The organism is Pseudomonas sp. Q2-TVG4-2 (assembly GCF_013620795.1).
GTDB lineage: Bacteria > Pseudomonadota > Gammaproteobacteria > Pseudomonadales > Pseudomonadaceae > Stutzerimonas.
This window is the reverse complement of record NZ_LGLW01000010.1, coordinates 68,192-87,949: the sequence shown is the minus strand read 5'-3', so window position 1 is coordinate 87,949 and position 19,758 is coordinate 68,192. Positions and strand designations below refer to the sequence as shown.

Genomic DNA, 19,758 nt, shown 5'->3' with positions numbered 1-19,758 from the left:
CCATGACTGATGCAATACCTGAAGCGGCAGCCCCATTGGCTGCCGCTGACGTTTTTAGAATCGCCCTCGGGGTTGAATACAAGGGCTCTCGCTATCGGGGGTTTCAGCGACAACGCGATGGCGTGCCGTCTATTCAGCTCTCACTAGAACGCGCATTAAGCACGGTGGCCGGCGGTCATCCAGTAGTGCTGAGTTGTGCAGGACGCACCGATGCGCTCGTTCACGCGTGCGCGCAGGTCGTGCACTTCGATACGCCGGTGACACGCTCCATGCACGCTTGGGTCATGGGTGCGAACATGAATCTGCCCGGTGATATCAGCGTGACTTGGGCCAAGGAAATGCCGAAAAGCTTCGATGCACGCTTCAGTGCCATGGCGCGTCGTTATCGCTACGTTATCTACAATGACCAGATTCGACCCGCACACCTCGCCGAAGAGGTGACCTGGAACCATCGTCCGCTGGATATCGCCCGAATGCGCGAAGCGGCCAGGGCCTTCGTTGGTACTCACGATTTCAGTGCCTTCCGGGCGCGCCAGTGCCAGGCCAAATCGCCGATCAAAACCATCCATCATCTTGAGCTGCTCGAGCATGGGCGGCTTATTGTGATCGACGTTCGAGCAAATGCCTTTCTGCATCATATGGTGCGCAACTTCGCGGGGGTGTTGATGACCATCGGCGCGGGGGAGCGTCCAGTGGAGTGGGCTCAGGAAGTGTTGGAGTCGCGGATAAGAAGAACTGGCGGCGTAACGGCGCATCCCTACGGGCTGTATCTCGTCCAGGTGGACTACCCGGACCAGTTCCAGCTACCTGAGCGCTATCTCGGGCCGCACTTTTTATCTGGCCTGCCGGATGTTCGAAACCCCTGAGCTGATACCGCGCCCATGGCAAGCCAGCGGGAGTGCGGTTGGCTCGTTCGGCTTGCCACCTTGCAGAACGATGCTGGTTGCAGCCTGTGGCGCTTTTGTTACCATCCGGGATCTTTCATCGAAGGTGCCTGCCGTTGCCTATCGTTCGTAGCAAGATATGTGGGATCACCCGCGTTGAGGACGCGCTCGTTGCGGCTGAAGCCGGAGCGGACGCAATCGGCTTGGTGTTCTATGCAAAGAGCCCGCGAGCGGTAAGTGTCCAGCAGGCGCGCATGATTATCGCTGCGCTGCCGCCTTTCGTGACGACTGTTGGCTTGTTCGTCAACGCCTCGCGTTGCGAAGTCAACGAAACCCTCGATGCTGTGCCGCTGGATATGCTCCAGTTTCATGGCGATGAAGCACCCGCCGATTGCGAAGGTTTTCATCGCCCTTGGTACAAGGCGCTCAGAGTCAAGGCTGGTGAGGATATTCGGATGCAGGCCGCCCGCTATGCTGGGGCCAGTGCGATTCTTCTCGATACGTTCGTCGCCGGCGTTCCCGGTGGGACGGGCGAGGTATTCGACTGGTCGTTGATCCCAGCGGATCTGCCCAAGCCACTGATCCTAGCGGGCGGGTTAACCCCGCGGAATATCCAGCAGGCTCTGGCCAGCGTGCAACCCTTTGCCGTTGATGTAAGCGGTGGAGTAGAGATGAGCAAGGGCATCAAGAATGCCGAAGACATTCGTGAATTCGTTCGGTTGGTAAGAGCGGCGATGTGACGAACGGCGGGTCATTGCCGTCCAGTTACCATTCGCTGGATAGGCGGACCCGCCATCGATGCCGTCCCATGACCGGACGATAGTCGAGTTTCAGCGACAGCGCCCTTTGGGCTATCGCATGCGCGACGCAGTGAGCTCCGACTGGAGACCGGTCGCAATAATGATTTTCGCCGGTGCGTGCAGTCGTTACGCGCGGGACTGACAAGCTGTGGAGAATAAAAGCATGAGCAACTGGCTGGTAGACAAGCTGATCCCTTCGATCATGCGCTCGGAAACGCAGAAAAGCTCAGTGCCCGAAGGCCTGTGGCACAAGTGCCCGTCATGCGAGGCGGTGCTGTATCGTCCGGAGCTGGAGAAGACACTGGACGTCTGCCCAAAATGCCAGCACCACATGCGTATCGATGCGCGCGCGCGTCTGGATATCTTTCTCGACAAGGAAGGGCGCGAAGAGATCGGCGCCGACCTCGAGCCTGTCGACCGTCTGAAGTTTCGTGACAGCAAAAAGTACAAGGATCGCCTCGCTGCGGCACAGAAGCAGACCGGTGAAAAGGATGCGCTGATCGCCATGCGCGGGACCTTGATGCACATGCCAGTCGTGGCCTGTGCGTTCGAGTTCTCCTTCATGGGTGGCTCCATGGGCGCGATCGTCGGCGAGCGCTTCGTTCGCGCGGCCAATGCTGCGCTTGAGCAGCGCTGTCCGTTGGTCTGTTTCGCCGCTTCTGGCGGTGCCCGGATGCAGGAAGCTTTGATCTCTCTCATGCAGATGGCGAAGACGTCCGCGGTGCTGGCCCGGATGCGCGAAGAGGGATTGCCCTTCATCTCCGTGCTGACGGACCCGGTTTATGGTGGCGTGTCGGCTAGTCTGGCCATGCTCGGCGATGTCATCGTCGCGGAGCCCAAGGCGTTGATCGGCTTTGCTGGGCCTCGGGTCATCGAGCAGACCGTGCGCGAGAAGCTTCCGGAAGGATTCCAGCGCAGTGAGTTCCTGCTTGATCATGGTGCGATCGACCTGATCATTCCGCGCGCTGAGCTGCGCGCTCGTCTGTCACGTCTCCTGGCGCAGCTGCAGCAGCTGCCAACCCCTGGGGAACCTGCTCGGGTGACGGCTGGCGCATGATCCGGCGGAGCCTGCAGGATTGGCTCGATTATCTCGAGCAGCTGCATCCTACCGCGATCGATATGGGCCTCGATCGCTGCCGCATGGTGGCGACAAGGCTTGGACTCACCCGTCCGGCTCCACAAGTCGTAACTGTCACCGGTACCAACGGCAAGGGATCGACCTGCGCTTTTATCGCCGCGATGCTGGCAGAGCAGGGCAAGACCGTGGGCGTCTACAGCTCACCGCATCTGTTGCGCTACAACGAACGCGTGCGTCTCAATGGAACCGATGCCAGTGACGATGCGCTGTGCGAGGCGTTTGAAGCGGTTGAGTGCGCCCGCGGCTCCGTTTCCCTGACCTATTTCGAGATGGGCACCTTGGCCGCTTTTTGGCTTTTCGAGCGTGAGGCACTGGACGCCGTGGTGCTGGAGGTCGGCCTCGGCGGGCGTCTCGATGCGGTGAACCTGATCGATGCGGACGTGGCGGTGGTCACCAATATCGGCCTGGATCACGCCGAATGGCTGGGCACTACGCGCGAGAGCGTGGCGTTCGAAAAAGCCGGAATATTCCGTTCCACAAAGCCTGCCGTATGCGGTGATCCTGCCCCGCCGGCTATCATGCTGGACTATGCAACTCAGTCGGCTGTCCCCTTGCTCGTGCGTGGGCGCGATTTCGATCTTGAAAAAGGAGCAGGCTGTTGGCACTGGCACGGCAGGAACGGGGCTGGTCATCCGCTGACACTCAGAAATCTGCCGATGCTCGTGTTACCGCTAGAAAACGCGGCGTTGGCATTGCAGGCATTTGCACTGCTCGAGCCATCCTGGCAGCCGGAGCGGTTAATCGAGGCGTTGCGGAACACCCGGGTTGCCGGGCGGCTGGATCGCCGAGCGATCCGCTGGAAGGGTCGTGATCTGTTGATACTGCTCGACGTCGGGCACAATCCGCACGCCGCCGCCTATCTGGCCCGGCAACTTCAGTTGCAGGCGAAGCCTGGACGCAGGCTCGCGGTGTTCGGTCTATTGGCAGACAAGGATCTGACTGGCGTGCTCGATGAAATGCTGCCGGTTGTGGATATCTGGGCGGTTGCTCCGCTGCGGACATCTCGCTCGCGCACTTCGGCCGAGCTAAGTTCGGTGTTGATGGAGAGGGGTGCGGACGTCACTATCTACCCGGGAATAGCTCAGGCGCTCGAGCGGCAGTGTGATCAGGCTGTCGAGGGGGACGAGATAGTGCTGTTCGGATCTTTTTATTGCGTGGCTGAAGCGCTGGCCTGGCTTGATCTGCACGCAGCGAGTGGAGGGCATGGTCATGGTGGATAAAGGATTGATGCAGCGTATCGTTGGTGCGCTTGTGCTTGTTGCGTTGGCAGTTATATTCGTTCCGATGCTTTTCAATCGTGAAGATGCCAACCAGCAGATTGCTGTGGATGCGCCGGCAATGCCCGAAGCGCCTGCTGCGCCGGCGATCGAGATGCAGCCTGTCGAGGTGCCCGAGCCGGAGGTTGAGCCTATCCCGGAAAAGTTTGAGATCATTGAGGAGGGACCGGTAGCCGAGCCTGACGCGCCCGCCGCGCCCATCGATCCTGCCCCGGTCCTTGTTGAGCCAGAGTCCGAATCTGAACCGGCTACTGTCCAGATGCAGCCGGCTACACGGGAAGCGACTAAAGAAAAGCGACTGGATACGGCGAACCTTCCAGTCAGCTGGTCGGTTCAGCTGGCGAGCCTGTCCAATCGAGAGAACGCCGAAAAGCTGCAGAAAACGCTGCGTTCCCAGGGCTATAACGCCTATATACGCACTGCGGACGGGATGAATCGTGTGTTTGTTGGGCCGTTAGTGGAGCGGGCAGAAGCCAATCGCCTTCGTGATCAGTTGCAGCGACAGCAGAAATTGGACGGCTTCGTTGTGCGCTTCAAACCTGAGCAGGGCTGAAGCTGGTCCGCCGTCCAGGCTGGTTTTCAGTCTCCTCGAATCCGCCTGCCAGTAAGAGCAAGCTCGCAATGCTTACTCCTTGGCAGGTGCTCTGCTAAAATGTGCCGCCTTTCTCATGTGCAGGAAACCCTGTGACATTCACCTGGGTCGATTGGGCGTTCATCGCCGTTGTGGTCATCTCCAGCCTGATCAGTTTGAAGCGCGGTTTCGTCAAGGAAGCGCTTTCCCTGCTCACCTGGATCATTGCTGGCGTCGTCGCCTGGATGTTCGGTGGTGCGCTGTCTCACCATCTTGCCGACTTCATCAGTACGCCCTCGTTTCAAGTCATCGCGGCATGCGCGATTCTGTTCGTCGTAACCTTGTTGGTCGGCGCGTTGATTAACTTTCTCATCGGAGAGCTGGTTCGGGTAACCGGCCTGTCTGGCACGGATCGCTTTCTCGGAATGGTGTTTGGTGCGGCTCGAGGTGGGTTGCTAATCGTGGTGCTGGTTGGTCTGCTCAGCCTAGCACCTGTCCAGCAGGACCCCTGGTGGCGTGAATCGACACTGCTGCCGCATTTTCTGTTGGTTGCCGACTGGTCAAAGAACCTGATCCTCGGGTTTGGAAGCCAATGGGTGGCCGGCTCGCTCGATGCTTCCGGCTGAGACGAGCTTTACTACGACGGGCGTGCCTAGGGCCTTCAAGCCTGCCCCATGTCCGGATCAGCCTGTAACAACTGAGAGGTTCCTTGCATGTGTGGCATTGTCGGCATCGTCGGTAAGTCGAACGTCAATCAGGCGTTGTATGACGCGCTTACCGTACTGCAACACCGTGGGCAGGACGCAGCCGGAATCGTGACCAGCGACGGCGGCAAGCTGTTCCTGCGCAAGGATAACGGGCTGGTCCGCGACGTGTTTCAGCAGCGTCACATGCAGCGTCTGGTCGGCAACATGGGGATTGGTCACGTGCGCTATCCCACCGCGGGCAGCTCCAGCTCGGCGGAGGCGCAGCCGTTCTATGTGAACTCGCCTTATGGCATCACACTGGCGCATAACGGCAACCTGACCAACGTCGATCAACTGACCAAAGAGATCTACGAGTCGGACCTGCGTCACGTGAACACAAATTCCGATTCGGAGGTACTGCTCAACGTGTTCGCGCATGAGCTGGCCGTGCGTGGCAAGCTGCAGCCCACCGAGGAGGATGTGTTCGCGGCGGTGGCAAAGGTGCATGAGCGTTGTGTCGGTGGCTATGCGGTGGTCGCCATGGTGACCGGTTATGGCATTGTCGGCTTCCGCGATCCGCATGCAATTCGCCCAATCGTGTTCGGCCAGCGTCATACTGACCAGGGCGTCGAATACATGATCGCGTCCGAAAGCGTTGCGCTGGACGTGCTGGGCTTCTCGCTGATCCGCGATCTAGCGCCGGGCGAGGCGGTCTACATCACTGCGGATGGCAAGTTGCATACCCGCCAGTGCGCACCCAATCCTCACTATGCGCCCTGCATTTTCGAGCATGTTTATCTAGCGCGTTCCGACTCCCTGATGGACGGCGTTTCGGTGTACAAGGCGCGCCTGCGCATGGGTGAGAAGCTAGCTGACAAGATTCTCCGTGAGCGCCCTGATCACGATATCGATGTTGTCATCCCGATTCCCGACACTAGCCGCACGGCGGCGCTGGAACTGGCCAACCGCCTGGGTGTGAAATTCCGCGAAGGCTTCGTCAAGAACCGTTATATCGGTCGGACCTTCATCATGCCGGGTCAGGCAGCACGCAAGAAATCGGTGCGACAGAAGCTCAACGCCATCGATCTCGAATTTCGCGGCAAGAACGTCATGCTGGTGGACGACTCTATCGTGCGCGGTACCACCTGTAAGCAGATCATTCAGATGGCCCGCGAGGCGGGCGCGAAGAATGTCTATTTCTGTTCCGCTGCGCCGGCGGTCCGCTACCCGAACGTCTATGGCATCGACATGCCCAGCGCGCATGAGCTTATCGCCCATAATCGCAGTACCGAAGAAGTCGCCGAATTGATTGGCGCCGACTGGCTGATCTATCAGGATCTTCCTGACCTTATCGATGCGGTTGGTGGCGGTAAGGTGAAGATAGAGAGCTTCGATTGCGCTGTATTCGATGGCAAGTATGTGACCGGCGATATCGATGATGCCTACCTGCATAAAATCGAGCAGGCACGCAACGACCTGAGTAAGAACAAGGGCGTTGCGAGCAATGCCATCATCGACCTATACAACAACTGATCGATAACTCGGCGGCATCGCCGCCTCGGCTCAGGATGGGAACGACTATGACAACCGACTGGGACGCTGGCCGGCTGGACAGTGATTTGTCTGGCGTAGGCATGGATACCTTAGCCGTGCGTGCGGGCCAGCATCGCTCACCAGAGGCTGAGCACGGCGAACCGCTTTTCTTTACGTCCAGCTATGTGTTTCGCAGTGCCGCCGACGCCGCTGCGCGCTTTGCCGGGGAAATGCCCGGGAATGTCTACTCGCGCTATACCAACCCCACCGTGCGCACGTTCGAAGAGCGTATCGCTGCCATGGAAGGTGCCGAGCAGGCCGTGGCGACTGCTTCTGGCATGGCTGCGATCCTGGCAACGGTGATGAGTCTGTGCTCGGCCGGTGACCATGTGCTTGTGTCGCGCAGTGTCTTCGGTGCGACGGTTTCCTTGTTCGAAAAGTACCTGAAGCGCTTTGGTCTCGAAGTCGATTACGTCCCGCTCACGGACGTGGACGTTTGGGAGCCCGCATTCAAACCCAACACCCGTCTGGTCTTCGTCGAGTCTCCATCCAACCCGCTCGCTGAGCTGGTCGACATCGAGGCTTTGGCCACGCTCTGTCACACCAAGGGCGCCATGCTGGCGGTGGATAACTGTTTCTGCACGCCAGTGCTGCAGCAACCATTGGCGCTCGGGGCCGATATCGTCATCCACTCGGCGACCAAATATATCGACGGGCAAGGTCGTTGCTTGGGTGGGGTGGTTGCCGGCCGAGCCGAGCAAATGAAGGAAGTGGTGGGTTTTCTGCGCACAGCGGGCCCTACACTCAGTCCGTTCAACGCCTGGGTATTTCTCAAAGGGCTGGAAACCCTGCGGCTGCGCATGCAAGCCCATTGTGCCAGTGCGCAGGCATTAGCCGAGTGGCTTGAGCAGCAGGCGGGCGTGGAGAAGGTCTACTACGCCGGGCTGCCCGGCCACCCGCAACATGAGCTAGCCAAGCGGCAACAGAAAGGCTTCGGTGCGGTGCTTAGCTTCGAAGTGGCGGGGGGTAAGGAGGGCGCGTGGCGTTTCATTGATGCGACTCGATTGATCTCTATCACGGCCAATCTTGGCGACAGTAAGACCACAATCACTCATCCGGGCTCGACCACACATGGGCGGCTCTCGCCAGAAGACCGTGCGAATGCTGGTATTCGCGACAGCCTGATCCGTGTGGCGGTGGGCCTGGAGGACGTGACCGATCTGAAAGCCGATCTCGCTCGAGGGCTGGCCGCGCTCTGATGCCGGTTCGAGTGGCCCGCGAGGGCCACTTTGAACCAGCGGCGCACTCTTGCCATCTGCCGAGGTTTCGCTTTCGCGCTCAGCTCTCGCTCCTGAATTGCCCGCCTCGGAGAGCAGTCAGTTGTCCGCACCTTCGAAGTTCACCACGAAGCCGTCCAGGCGTTGTTCCTCGGAAAGCTGCTCGCGGAGTCGATTGGCTTCCTGTCGCTGATCGATGGGCCCCACGAAGACGCGATGAGTGCGGCCCGTGGTTCTGATATAGGCATCGAAGCCTTCAGCGCCTAGCTTTTTCTGCAGCGCCTCGGCGCTATTGCGATCCTGCAGGCTGGCGACTTGTACTGCCCAGCCCGAACGTATCGACGTCTGTTCGCGGGGTTGCGCCTGCGGCGTGTAAGTGTCCGGTGCGCGTCGAGTTGCCGGAGCGTCGGGGACGGCACGCCGCTGAGCCGGTTCGTTGGAGCGGAGGTCGATGGCCGGCGCCGGCTGCCCCTGGCCGTCGAACAACCGCTCGGGGGTGGCGGGAAGGATGCTCGGGCTGTCCGACCCGGTTTCGATCACCCGAATGTCGCTGTACTTCTTGCCGGAAAGCGCCGCCAGTCCCGCACGATCCCGGATGACGGTCGGGCGGAGGAACACCATCAGGTTGCGTTTGACATGGGTTTCCTGAGTGGAGCGGAACAGCGCGCCGAGCCACGGTATGTCTCCCAGCAGCGGCACCTTCGATTCGGTCCGGGTTACGTCGTCCTGAATGAGGCCGCCCAGCACGATCACCTGGCCATCCTCGGCAAGAATGGTGCTTTTGATCGAACGCTTGTTGGTCACCAGGTCGACGGCCTGCGCCGACAGGCTTGCCGATGGGGCGATCGATGAGATTTCCTGCTCGATTTCCAGGCGCAGGGTTGCGCCGTCATTGATATGCGGCACCACCTTGAGCGTTACGCCGATATCCTCCCGCTCGATGGTCGTGAACGGGTTGTTGGCTCCGGACGAATCGGTCGTGTAGCTGCCAGTCTGAAACGGAACGTTCTGCCCGACGAGAATTTCTGCTTCCTGGTTGTCCAGCGTCAGCAGGCTTGGGGTCGATAGCAGGTTGCTCTTGCTGTTAGCGGAAAGTGCAGTGATCAATGCGCCGAAGCTACGCGTGCCCAGGCCGATGATGGCGCCGTCGGGAAGCTCGTTGGGGATTTCATCCTCTCTGATCGCATTGAGCACACTACCGACGGAAATGCCGGTGTTGCCGAAGCTAACGCCGCCAGCGCCACCCGTGCTGCCGCGAGCGTCTACCGCCCACTGCACGCCGAGCGCGTCGGTGATATCGCCGGAGACTTCGACAATGGCAGCCTCCACCATGACCTGCGCGCGGGGGATATCGAGCTGGCGCACGATGGACTCGAGCGTGCCGATCAACTCGGGTTCGGCGAGCATCACCAGGGCATTGAGGCTCTCGTCTGCGCGAATGAGTATGTCCTGCTGCCTTCCGCCCTGAGTCTCGCCATCAGCAGGTGCCGCGAGGCCCTCGGAAATATCGCCAAGGGTCTCGGCCAGCGACTTAGCGTCGTTGTGGCGCAGACGGATGACTCGCGTGTTGGCCGAGCGGGTACTCGGCGTATCGAGAGTTTTTGCCAGGCTGGCGAGTTTCTGCCGCGCCTGTTCCGGTCCAGTGAAAATAAGCCGGTTGGTGCGCGAATCGGCGATGATCTGCGCACCCGCCGTGTCTCGCGCTTCGCCGCGAGCCAGGGTGTTACGCAGCACCTCGGCAATGTCCACGGCCCAGCCGTATTGCAGGTTGACCACGCTGTGGTCGTCGGTCTGGGCTCGGTCCAGCTGGCGAACCAGATCCTCGATGCGAGCGATGTTGGCGCTGCGGTCGCTGATAATCAGTGCATTGGCAGAGCCGACGGCGGCGAGATGGCCATATTGCGGCACGAGCGGGCGAATCAGCGGAATCAGCTCGGTGGCCGAAGTGTGCTGAACCTGAATCACCCGGGTTTCCAGTAGGTCACCGCCTGTTGGCCCGCCACCGGCCTCCGATTTCGCTTCGGCGTTAGGCACGATTCGCGCGACTTCCCCTTGCGTCAGCACGCTGTAGCCGTGGGTCGCCATGACTGACAGGAACAGCTGATACACCTCGGATAGCGAAAGGGTCGTCGACGACACTACGCTGACCTGCCCCTTCACGCGTGGGTCCACGATGAAGGTCTGCCCGGTCAGCTGGCTGATCTGATCGACGAAGGCCCGAATATCGGCGTCCTTGAGATTGATCGTCCAACCGTCCTGTTGGGTTTCGCTCGGCTCAATTCCGGGATCGGCCGCCAACAAGGGCAGGGGAGCGGCAAGCAGACCGGCGGCGAGCAATGCAATGAGCGGGCGGGAGGAAAAAGGCAGCATCAGTCAGTTGTCTTCCGTGGGCTGTTCGTCGGTGGGCATGGATTCTGGCGGGCTGGTGGCCCCTTCCATCTGTTGGCGGAGGGCTTCCATCTGTTGTTGGAGCATCTCCGCTTGCGGATCGAGTGGTTCCATTTCTGCTGGTTCACTGTAGTCCGGCAGGTTGTCGGGCACAGCTGTCGCGGAGCGAACACTCGGAAAATACAGGCTTTCGAGGCGACCGCCGCGCATTACTTCGACTCGGTCCGGGTGAACGCTGTGCAGGCTCACGCCCGATTCCAGTTCCTCTTCGACCCGATAGAGCTGCGGTGGTTGGCCGCTCAGCTGGATGATCGCCGTTGACCGAGATGGATCAGCATGAACGAAGCTGCCCAGCAAGGTTAGATCAGAACTCGATGCACCGGGTGCATAGCTTTGGCCGGCTGAGGTGGTTGTACCGAACAGGCTCTCCATACGTTGCAGGTCAGGAGCGACTCCAGCGGGTTGGCCGCTGTCCGTGGTCGCCGCAGGCGGTGTCTGGGTAAGTTGCAACCAATCGCTGATCTGACCGGCAAGATAGAGCCCGAAGAGCACGACGATGGCAACGCTGACGATCAATGGCGCATGCTGGCGAACTTTCTGCAGTGCTGCGGGGGAAGCCAAGCGAGGCACTCCGTGAAGCTGAATGATGATGGTCTTATCGCGGGAGCAGCATCGGCCACCTGCGAACGATCGGGCCTCCAGGCAGTCTAGACCGGGACCATGACAAAGAAGCACCTGAGTATGCAGTGCAACTGACTGTTTTTCAGGCGAAAGGTGCCCGGCGGATCGCGATTTCCAAGTGTGATTGCAATTGGCCGTTTTTTTTTAACAAAAAACGCAGCGTGCAGTTGACTTGGTTCCAGGGGCTGCGTAAATTGCGCGCCTCGCAAGGTGATCAGCCAGTTGGCTTTACGGTAGGTCGCTGCAATTGCAGGCTTTGCGAATCGGACGAAAGTCCGGCCGACGCGCAGCGGTAGTTCAGTCGGTTAGAATACCGGCCTGTCACGCCGGGGGTCGCGGGTTCGAGTCCCGTCCGCTGCGCCATATATTTCTTCCAGGCAACTGAACGCCAGGAAGTCTCGCTGAAAGCGGCCTTAGGGCCGCTTTTTTCGTTTCTGGTTCTCCGTTCACTGCCGCTCCTCATTTTCAGGCTGTCCTGGCGGCCTTGTCTGGTTCCTTTTCGCGTCAGTAGGCGGCAGGGCCGCCTACATCGCTTCGAAACATCTGTTCGAGAGCAGCCCCAGCCATCTTCGTCCTCGAATCGCTAAGGCGAAACGCAGCTCTGCGTGCGGTTGGGGTTCATCTTCGCGTCCGCGATGCGTGAGTGCCCCCTCTCTTTTTAGTCGCCCGCGGCGACCGGTCACGGCGATCAGAGCGCACCCTTGTGCTTTCCTGCTGTCCTTAATGCGTGACGACATCAACTAGCCAGGGGCACGCGGCTAACTGACGAGGGGTTTTTAATGTTCGGCTTGGAAGCTCTTGAGCTTGCGCGAATCCAATTCGCATTCACCATGTCCTTTCACATCATCTTTCCCGCAATCACCATCGGGCTGGCCAGCTTTTTAGCTGTGCTGGAAGGGTTATGGCTTAAAACCAAGCGTCAGATTTATCGCGACCTTTATCATTTCTGGCTAAAGATTTTCGCGGTCAATTTCGGTATGGGAGTGGTGTCCGGCATCGTCATGGCCTACCAGTTCGGTACAAATTGGAGTGCTTATTCGGAGTTTGCGGGCAGTGTCACCGGACCTTTGCTGGCCTATGAGGTGCTCACCGCGTTCTTCCTGGAAGCTGGGTTCCTCGGGGTCATGTTGTTTGGCTGGAACCGAGTCGGTCCCGGATTGCATTTCTTTTCCACCCTGATGGTGGCGATAGGCACGCTGATCTCCACGTTCTGGATCCTCGCGTCGAACAGCTGGATGCATACCCCTCAGGGTCACGAGATCATCGATGGCATCGTGGTGCCGGTGGACTGGTTCGCCATCGTGTTCAACCCGTCCTTCCCATATCGGCTAACGCACATGGCGATTGCGGCGTTCCTCACCACGGCGTTCATCGTCGGTGGCTCTGCGGCCTGGCACTTATTGCGCGGGCGGGACAATCCGGCGGTTCGCAAGATGCTTTCGATGGCCATGTGGATGGCGTTGCTGGTGGCGCCGATCCAAGCGGTGGTCGGTGACTTCCACGGCCTCAACACACTGGAGTACCAGCCGGCGAAAATCGCCGCAATGGAAGGGCATTGGGACAATTCCTCGGGCGAACCGACGCCACTCTTGGTGTTTGGCTGGCCGGACATGGAGCGTGAAGAGACGCGATTCAAAGTAGAGATTCCCTACTTGGCCAGCTTGATACTCAACCACAGCCTGACCGAGCCGATTCCGGCGCTCAAAGATTTTGCTCCTGAAGACAGACCCAATTCGACGATCGTGTTCTGGACCTTCCGGGTGATGGTTGCGCTGGGCTTCCTGATGATATTCACGGGCCTATGGAGCCTATGGCTGCGGCGTGGAGGGCGGCTGTACCAGTCCCGCCCGTTCCTTCGGCTGGCCGTGTGCATGGGGCCGTCAGGAGTCATCGCAGTTCTCGCTGGCTGGTTTACCACCGAAATCGGCCGGCAACCGTGGGTGATCTACGGGGTTATGCGCACTGCAGACGCGGTATCCAATCACGGTGCCGACCAGCTGGGCCTGACGTTGGTCATGTTCGTTCTGATCTACTTCGCCGTGTTCGGCATCGGTTTCGTCTATGTGCTGCGGCTGATTGCCAAGGGGCCGGTGATCAACGAGGGCAACGAGAAGGGCGCCGGCGGCCCCGGTGAAAAGCGCACGCCGATGCGGCCGCTATCCGCCGCCGACGAGGCGATTCCCCACGAACACGGCGATCAACTGGGCGAGAGGAATTAAAATATGGGTGTCGATCTTTCGCTGATCTGGGCCGTCATCATCATCTTCGGCATCATGATGTACGTGGTGATGGATGGCTTCGATCTGGGTATCGGAATTCTTTTCCCGTTTCTGGCCGACAGTTCCGAACGTGACGTGGCGATGAACACGGTGGCGCCGATCTGGGATGGCAACGAAACCTGGTTGGTGCTGGGTGGGGCCGGGTTGTTCGCCGCCTTTCCGCTGGCTTACTCGGTGGTGCTTTCCGCCCTGTATCTACCGATCATCTTTATGTTGATGGGGCTGATTTTCCGTGGTGTCGCCTTCGAGTTCCGCTTCAAGGCGAGCGCCGCGCGCCAGCACATCTGGGACAAGGCGTTCGTCGGTGGCTCGCTGGCGGCGACGTTTTTTCAAGGTGTCGCGCTAGGGGCTTTCATCCACGGGTTTCCGGTAGCTGACCGCGCCTATGCCGGCGGTCCATTGGATTGGTTGACACCTTTTTCGGTGTTCTGCGGCCTGGCCTTGATCGCCGCCTACGCCCTATTGGGCTGCACGTGGCTGATCATGAAAACGGGCGGTGAATTGCAGAAGCGTATGCACGATATTGGCGTTCCGTTGGTTTGGGCGGTGCTGGCGGTGACCGGGATCGTAAGTATCTGGACACCCTTGACGCATCCGGACATCGCCGAGCGCTGGTTCAGCATGCCAAATCTGTTCCTCTTTATGCCGGTGCCGGTTCTCGTGCTGCTGTGCACCTTCGGGCTGCTACGGTCGATCGCGCGCTACGCTCACTATTCGCCGTTCCTGTTCACACTGGCGCTTATTTTCCTGGGCTACAGCGGCTTGGGTATCAGCCTTTGGCCGAACATCATTCCGCCGTCGGTCAGCATCTGGGAGGCCGCATCGCCAGCGGCGAGCCAAGGTTTCACGCTGGTCGGGGCGCTGCTGATTATTCCGTTGGTATTGATGTACACCGCGTGGAGCTACTACGTGTTCCGCGGCAAGGTAAGCGTTGAAGATGGCTACCACTGAGTTGGTCTCGTTATGGAACGTTTTATGCGGAAGAAGCACGAAAGCGGAGCGCCAGCGCAAAAGCCGTTATGGAAGCGCATGACCTGGCTCGTACTGATCTGGTCCGCTAGCGTGCTGGCGCTTGGCATCGTCGCCTGGCTGCTGCGTCAGTTCATGTCCGCCGCTGGCCTGGCGACGCCATGAGCTGCACCCGTAGGCTCTGGAACGAAGGTTGTGATCTAGTGCGGCGATTGGGCGCGTTGAGTCGGTTAAGCGTTTGGGCTATTCAACCCAACGTCAGCGTGACGCGGTTCATGGTTTCGTCATGAATCCTCGTTAGCTTGGCTGGCATGGACTTTGTTTGCACCTGTAGACCCCAGCAAGAGGAGCGCTCCTATGGATGACTACCAGGACGAGATACTTGAATGGCATGCCGCGGAGCAGGACGGCCCCGAGCCGGCCGAAGACGCGTTCGAGCTTTAAGTGATCACTCAGCGAGCCGCTGCGCACGCCGGTATTCTCCAGGCGTCTGCCCGCTCCAGCGCTTGAACGCGCGCTGAAACGCTTCCGCCGAAGAGAAACCCAGTAGCCAGGCGATCTCACCGAAAGCCGATTCGGTATCACGAATGTAGGCCATGGCCAGATCACGTCGCGTGTCGTTGAGGATGGCACGGTAGCTGGTGCGTTCTTCTTCTAGCTTGCGGCGCAATGTCCAGGGCGGCAGCTGCAGACGGCTGGCGATCTGTTGCAGGTCGGGCTCCTGCCCCTTGAGCATCGGCCCCAAGAGTTGTGTGACCCGCTCGCGAAGGCTGCGCGTACGGGTGCGCTGTTCCAGTTCTGCCTCGCAGAGCTCCAACAGCTGGCGCCAGGTGCTGGGACAATGTTCTGGGTTGCGCAGTGCCAGCGCAGCCTTGTCCAGTCGCAACTGATTGTGTTCGGCTGAAAATTCCACTGGCTTCGCTAACAACGTCTCGTAGCGCCCCGCGTACTCAGGTCGATCGAACTCGATATGAACCGCGACGGGCACCAGCGGATATGCCGCAACCGCGCTCAGCTGCGTTATCCAACTGGCCAGTACGGTATCCACGACGAACCGGTTGTAGCTGTTGTAGGGGCTGATCGAATAGAACCGCAACCAGGCGCCACCAGCATCCTCATGAAACGTTGAGGCGCCACGGTAGTTGGACGCGTACAGCGGCTCGTAGCGAATCAACGCACGTGCCGCTTCGCGTACCGTCGGCGCCTGAGTGGACGTCACACCCACTAGCCCAAGGTGGCCGGCCTTGCGTAGTCGTCCCATCTCCAAGCCTAGGCTTGGGTCACCGGTCAGCTGAATGGCTGCATGACCCAGGCGCATGTAACGTGGAATCGAAAGGCGCGCGCGTGGTTCGGACAGGCGTGCCAGGTCCAGCCCGTAGGCATCCAGCAGCGGCTGCGGATCGATCTGTTTTTCCTGCAGGGCACTACTCAGGCTGTGCACGAAGCCGACCGAGAGGTCACCGAGTCGCACCCGTTGGCGGTTCATGGGCGCTCCGGTAGCCAGAGGTTATTCAGTTGTACCGGCTCGCTGTGATGTGGCGCAGGTCTGCGGGGTGATCCGACGAGGTTCCAGGGCAACCCAAAGGTGCGTACCTCCATGCGCGGCAGTGCCGTTTCCGGCTGGGTATCAACCGCGCAGCTTGTGGGCGGATCGTGCCGTGCCCCCGGTATGGCGAGAAGTTCGGCATCGGCTGGTGGCGATTGGACATACGCATCGCAGCCGATCAGTACGGCGAGGCGTCCGGCGGGGGTCGGCAGCGTGGCTGCAGACGCGTCTGAGGCCTCGCTGTAGCGGCGCTCATAGCGGCTGAGCGTGTTCTTGTACTGTAAGGGGCCGATCGGCTGCCCGTTCGAGGCGAAGCTCAAACTGACCTGCCGGAGTGGGCCATTGCCGGTTAGCAGGCGACCGTTCTCGAGCCGCGGTTCGGGCAGCACGATAGACCCGGCCACCATGGTCACCCCATACGTCTTCGCCAGGCCACCGAAGATGAGCTGATAGTCATCGGCCATCTGTCTTCCCTTGATCCTTAGAACGGCCTCGGTACGACGGTCGTCGCTCTCATTGCTCAGCAGTGCCCGCAGGTAATCCCAGGGATTGCTCAGGGCCATCCACTGCATGGCGTCGCGCAGCGTGCGTGCCTGTTGAACCTCGGGTTTCTCGCCGAGAGCAAATAGCCCGGTGCCGACATGCTCTGGCAGCACCACAACCGTGCGTGAGCCCAACAGACCGGCAGTGCGCGCCTGGTCCAGGTAGGTGGTGAATTTCAACTGCAGCCGCTCCCGGCTCTGGTAGTCGGCCGGCATCAATCGGGCCTCCATGCCGAGCAGGTTGCCGGCTGTTCCCGGTTGCCCCTGGCTGTTGATTGGCAGCGTTCGTAGATCGGACAGAAGGGGACCGCTACGCCGGTCAACGGCCCAATTCAGGTAGATGATGAGTGCGGCGACGGCGAGCGCCGTCAGACCGAGCAATTTGCTGTAAGTACGCATGGATGAAGTTGCCGGCAAGTGTGCGAAGAGACTAGGCGCAGAGCCATTGGTTGCCAAGCATTTTTGAGCGATAAGGTCAGGCAGTTGTAAGTTTCGATCATTGAGCGAGTCTCTGCGCCTGTTTATCTTCGCTGCATAGCGACCACGGCCCCATGAGCGCGTGGCGATCCTACCGCTGACTACAGGGCACCGCGTGCCATCTGATAGAGGAACGAAGATGACTGCTTTTCCGCACCTGCTGGCCCCGCTGAACCTGGGCTTCACCACGTTGCGTAACCGCACCCTGATGGGCTCGATGCACACCGGCCTCGAGGAAATGCCCAACGGTTTCGAGCGCATGGCCGCATTCTTCGCCGAGCGTGCGCGTGGCGGTGTCGGCCTGATCGTCACCGGTGGCGTGGGCCCCAACGAGGAAGGCTCGGTACGTGCGGGCGCTGCCAAACTGTCGACCGTCGAGGAAGCCGAGGAGCATAAGGTTGTTACCCAGGCCGTTCACGAGGCGTGCGGCAAGATCTGCATGCAGATCCTCCATGCTGGCCGTTATGCCTACAGTCCGCAGTTGGTGGCGCCGAGCGCCATCCAGGCTCCCATCAACCCCTTCACGCCGCGCGAGCTGGACGAAGAGGGCATCGAGAAGCAGATCCGTGACTTCGTCAATTGTTCCAGCCTAGCGCAGCGGGCCGGCTACGACGGCGTTGAGATCATGGGTTCGGAAGGCTACTTCATCAACCAGTTCCTGGTCGCCCACACCAATCATCGCAGCGATCGCTGGGGCGGCAGCTACGAAAACCGCATGCGTCTGCCGGTGGAAATCGTGCGCCGCGTGAGAGAGGCGGTGGGGCCGGAGTTCATCATCATCTACCGCTTGTCCATGCTTGATCTTATGGAAGGCGGCAGTACCTGGGACGAAGTCGTGGTACTGGCCAAAGCCATCGAGAAAGCCGGCGCGACGCTGATCAATACTGGCATCGGCTGGCACGAGGCGCGTATTCCAACCATCGCAACCAAGGTGCCGCGTGCGGCCTTCACCAAGGTGACGGCCAAGCTGCGTGGCGAAGTCAGCATCCCGCTGGTGACCACCAACCGCATCAACACACCGGAAGTCGCCGAGCAGGTGCTGGCCGAAGGCGATGCCGACATGGTCTCGATGGCGCGCCCGTTCCTCGCCGACCCGGATTTCGTTAACAAGGCGGCAGCTGATCGCAGCGACACCATCAATACCTGCATCGGCTGCAACCAGGCCTGTCTCGACCATACGTTCAGCGGCAAGCTAACCACCTGCCTGGTCAATCCGCGTGCCTGCTACGAGACTGAGCTGAACTACATTCCTACCGCGGCGGTGAAGAAGATCGCTGTGGTGGGCGCCGGTCCCGCAGGATTATCGGCGGCAACGGTGGCAGCGGAACGTGGCCATCAGGTGACCCTGTTCGACTCGGCCAGCGAAATCGGCGGCCAGTTCAACGTCGCCAAACGTGTGCCGGGCAAGGAAGAGTTCTACGAGACCCTGCGCTACTTCAACAGCAAGCTCGAGAGCACCGGCGTCGACGTCCGCCTGAACACTCGCGTCAGTGCGGCGGACCTGCTGGCTGGCGGCTACGACGAGATCATCCTCGCCACCGGCATTGCGCCGCGCACACCGGAGATCCCTGGCATCAAGCACCCGATGGTGATCGGTTACCTCGATGCGATCCTGCAACGCAGACCGGTGGGGCAGCGCGTCGCGGTAATTGGCGCCGGCGGCATCGGCTTCGATGTTTCGGAGTTCATCACGCACCAAGGCCAGTCGACCAGCCTGGACCGGGAAGCGTTCTGGAAGGAATGGGGGATCGACCTCGGGCTCGAAGCGCGCGGTGGCGTCGCCGGGATCCAGCCGGCACCGCATGCACCGGCGCGCCAGGTCTACCTGCTGCAGCGCAAAAAAAACAAGGTCGGCAATGGTCTGGGCAAGACGACCGGCTGGATTCACCGTGCCGGTCTTAAGAACAAGCAGGTGCAGATGATCAGCGCGGTGGATTATCTCAAGGTGGATGACCAGGGTTTGCATATCCGTGTCGGAGAAGGCGAGCCGCAGGTGCTTCCGGTGGACACCATAATCGTCTGTGCCGGGCAGGATCCGCTGCGTGAGCTGCGGGCCGAACTCGAGGCCGCGGGTGTCAACGTGCACCTGATCGGCGGAGCGGATGTTGCGGCTGAGCTGGATGCCAAGCGCGCGATCAATCAGGGGTCCCGCCTCGCTGCACAGATCTAAGCACCCAGGCCCCGCTTCGAGCGGGGCTCTTTTCTTGTTGCACTGGAGCTTCGCATGACCGTTTCTTTCTCGCTGCAGCCGACCGTCGCCGCCACGCTGGAACGCTGGCATCAGATGATTGAATCCCAGGATCTCAGCCTTCTGCCGGCACTGCTGCACCCGCAAGCAAGGTTTCGCTCGCCGATGGCCTTCAAGCCGTACGAGGGTGCTGCGGCAGTCAATCTGATCCTCAACACCGTGGTGACGGTATTCGAAGACTTTTCTTACCACCGTGAGCTGGCCAGCGCCGACGGTTCCAACGTCGTGCTGGAGTTCAGCGCACGCGTGGGTGATCGACAGCTCAAAGGCATCGATATGATTTGCTTCGACGAAGCTGGCCTGATCACCGATTTCGAAGTCATGGTGCGCCCGATGAGCGGACTGCAGGCACTCGGTGAGGAGATGGGCAAGCGTTTGGCGTCTCAGCTTGCAGTACTGAAGCGTTGATCGGTTTTCCAACTCCGTCACAGTTCTCTGGCTGTGCATCTCTGCGGTTATGAA

Annotated in this window: 17 protein-coding genes and 1 tRNA gene; 14 read left to right on the top strand and 4 right to left on the bottom strand. The window is 60.2% G+C overall.

Features of this window, described 5'->3' with window-relative positions:
• The first annotated feature begins 2 nt into the window (after positions 1 to 2).
• From truA to H3028_RS18985, 8 genes are all read left to right on the top strand, one after another.
• Positions 3 to 866, top strand: coding sequence for a tRNA pseudouridine(38-40) synthase TruA (gene truA, locus H3028_RS19020; RefSeq protein ID WP_181298786.1), 864 nt, complete (start codon positions 3 to 5; stop codon positions 864 to 866).
• A 134-nt stretch (positions 867 to 1,000) separates the two neighbouring features.
• Complete coding sequence (locus tag H3028_RS19015) at positions 1,001 to 1,624, top strand: phosphoribosylanthranilate isomerase (protein ID WP_181298785.1); 624 nt, start codon at positions 1,001 to 1,003, stop codon at positions 1,622 to 1,624.
• A gap of 223 nt (positions 1,625 to 1,847) precedes the next feature.
• Complete coding sequence (gene accD, locus H3028_RS19010) at positions 1,848 to 2,741, top strand: acetyl-CoA carboxylase, carboxyltransferase subunit beta (protein ID WP_181298784.1); 894 nt, start codon at positions 1,848 to 1,850, stop codon at positions 2,739 to 2,741.
• On the top strand, positions 2,738 to 4,042 hold the full coding sequence (folC, locus tag H3028_RS19005) for a bifunctional tetrahydrofolate synthase/dihydrofolate synthase (protein WP_181298783.1): 1,305 nt from the start codon (positions 2,738 to 2,740) through the stop codon (positions 4,040 to 4,042). The genes accD and folC overlap by 4 nt, the downstream gene beginning before the upstream one ends.
• A complete protein-coding gene (locus H3028_RS19000; RefSeq protein WP_181298782.1) occupies positions 4,026 to 4,652 on the top strand; it encodes an SPOR domain-containing protein in 627 nt (208 codons plus the stop codon). Before folC ends, H3028_RS19000 begins: the two co-directional genes overlap by 17 nt.
• Positions 4,653 to 4,783: 131 nt before the next feature.
• Positions 4,784 to 5,296 (top strand): CvpA family protein, encoded by a 513-nt coding sequence (locus H3028_RS18995; protein ID WP_181298781.1) that lies wholly within the window; start codon positions 4,784 to 4,786, stop codon positions 5,294 to 5,296.
• Positions 5,297 to 5,383: 87 nt separating this feature from the next.
• Positions 5,384 to 6,889 (top strand): amidophosphoribosyltransferase, encoded by a 1,506-nt coding sequence (gene purF, locus H3028_RS18990; RefSeq protein WP_181298780.1) that lies wholly within the window; start codon positions 5,384 to 5,386, stop codon positions 6,887 to 6,889.
• Between the two features lie 47 nt (positions 6,890 to 6,936).
• Positions 6,937 to 8,148, top strand: coding sequence for an O-succinylhomoserine sulfhydrylase (locus tag H3028_RS18985; protein WP_181298779.1), 1,212 nt, complete (start codon positions 6,937 to 6,939; stop codon positions 8,146 to 8,148).
• Between the two features lie 117 nt (positions 8,149 to 8,265).
• Here H3028_RS18985 and gspD read toward each other — a convergent pair whose 3' ends face one another.
• Both gspD and H3028_RS18975 read right to left on the bottom strand, forming a co-directional pair.
• On the bottom strand, positions 8,266 to 10,536 hold the full coding sequence (gspD, locus tag H3028_RS18980) for a type II secretion system secretin GspD (protein ID WP_181298778.1): 2,271 nt from the start codon (positions 10,534 to 10,536) through the stop codon (positions 8,266 to 8,268).
• 3 nt (positions 10,537 to 10,539) lie between these two features.
• On the bottom strand, positions 10,540 to 11,184 hold the full coding sequence (locus H3028_RS18975; protein ID WP_375154434.1) for a type II secretion system protein N: 645 nt from the start codon (positions 11,182 to 11,184) through the stop codon (positions 10,540 to 10,542).
• Between the two features lie 337 nt (positions 11,185 to 11,521).
• Here H3028_RS18975 and H3028_RS18970 point away from each other — a divergent pair.
• The 4 genes from H3028_RS18970 (at position 11,522) to H3028_RS18955 (ending at position 14,648) form a co-directional block, all read left to right on the top strand.
• Positions 11,522 to 11,598 (top strand) — tRNA-Asp (locus H3028_RS18970).
• A 416-nt stretch (positions 11,599 to 12,014) separates the two neighbouring features.
• Positions 12,015 to 13,454 (top strand): cytochrome ubiquinol oxidase subunit I, encoded by a 1,440-nt coding sequence (locus tag H3028_RS18965; RefSeq protein WP_181298777.1) that lies wholly within the window; start codon positions 12,015 to 12,017, stop codon positions 13,452 to 13,454.
• Between the two features lie 3 nt (positions 13,455 to 13,457).
• Positions 13,458 to 14,465, top strand: coding sequence for a cytochrome d ubiquinol oxidase subunit II (cydB, locus tag H3028_RS18960; RefSeq protein WP_181298776.1), 1,008 nt, complete (start codon positions 13,458 to 13,460; stop codon positions 14,463 to 14,465).
• A gap of 24 nt (positions 14,466 to 14,489) precedes the next feature.
• Entirely contained in the window at positions 14,490 to 14,648 is a 159-nt protein-coding gene (locus H3028_RS18955) for a DUF2474 domain-containing protein (RefSeq protein WP_181298775.1), read from the top strand.
• Between the two features lie 283 nt (positions 14,649 to 14,931).
• Here H3028_RS18955 and H3028_RS18950 read toward each other — a convergent pair whose 3' ends face one another.
• Entirely contained in the window at positions 14,932 to 15,969 is a 1,038-nt protein-coding gene (locus H3028_RS18950; RefSeq protein ID WP_181298774.1) for an AraC family transcriptional regulator, read from the bottom strand.
• Positions 15,966 to 16,970 (bottom strand): carbon-nitrogen hydrolase, encoded by a 1,005-nt coding sequence (locus tag H3028_RS18945; RefSeq protein WP_181298773.1) that lies wholly within the window; start codon positions 16,968 to 16,970, stop codon positions 15,966 to 15,968. The genes H3028_RS18950 and H3028_RS18945 overlap by 4 nt, the downstream gene beginning before the upstream one ends.
• Before the next feature lie 217 nt (positions 16,971 to 17,187).
• Between H3028_RS18945 and H3028_RS18940 the strand changes: the two genes are divergently transcribed.
• On the top strand, positions 17,188 to 19,218 hold the full coding sequence (locus H3028_RS18940) for an NADPH-dependent 2,4-dienoyl-CoA reductase (RefSeq protein WP_181298772.1): 2,031 nt from the start codon (positions 17,188 to 17,190) through the stop codon (positions 19,216 to 19,218).
• Positions 19,219 to 19,272: 54 nt separating this feature from the next.
• Complete coding sequence (locus tag H3028_RS18935) at positions 19,273 to 19,704, top strand: nuclear transport factor 2 family protein (RefSeq protein WP_181298771.1); 432 nt, start codon at positions 19,273 to 19,275, stop codon at positions 19,702 to 19,704.
• Positions 19,705 to 19,758: the final 54 nt, after the last annotated feature.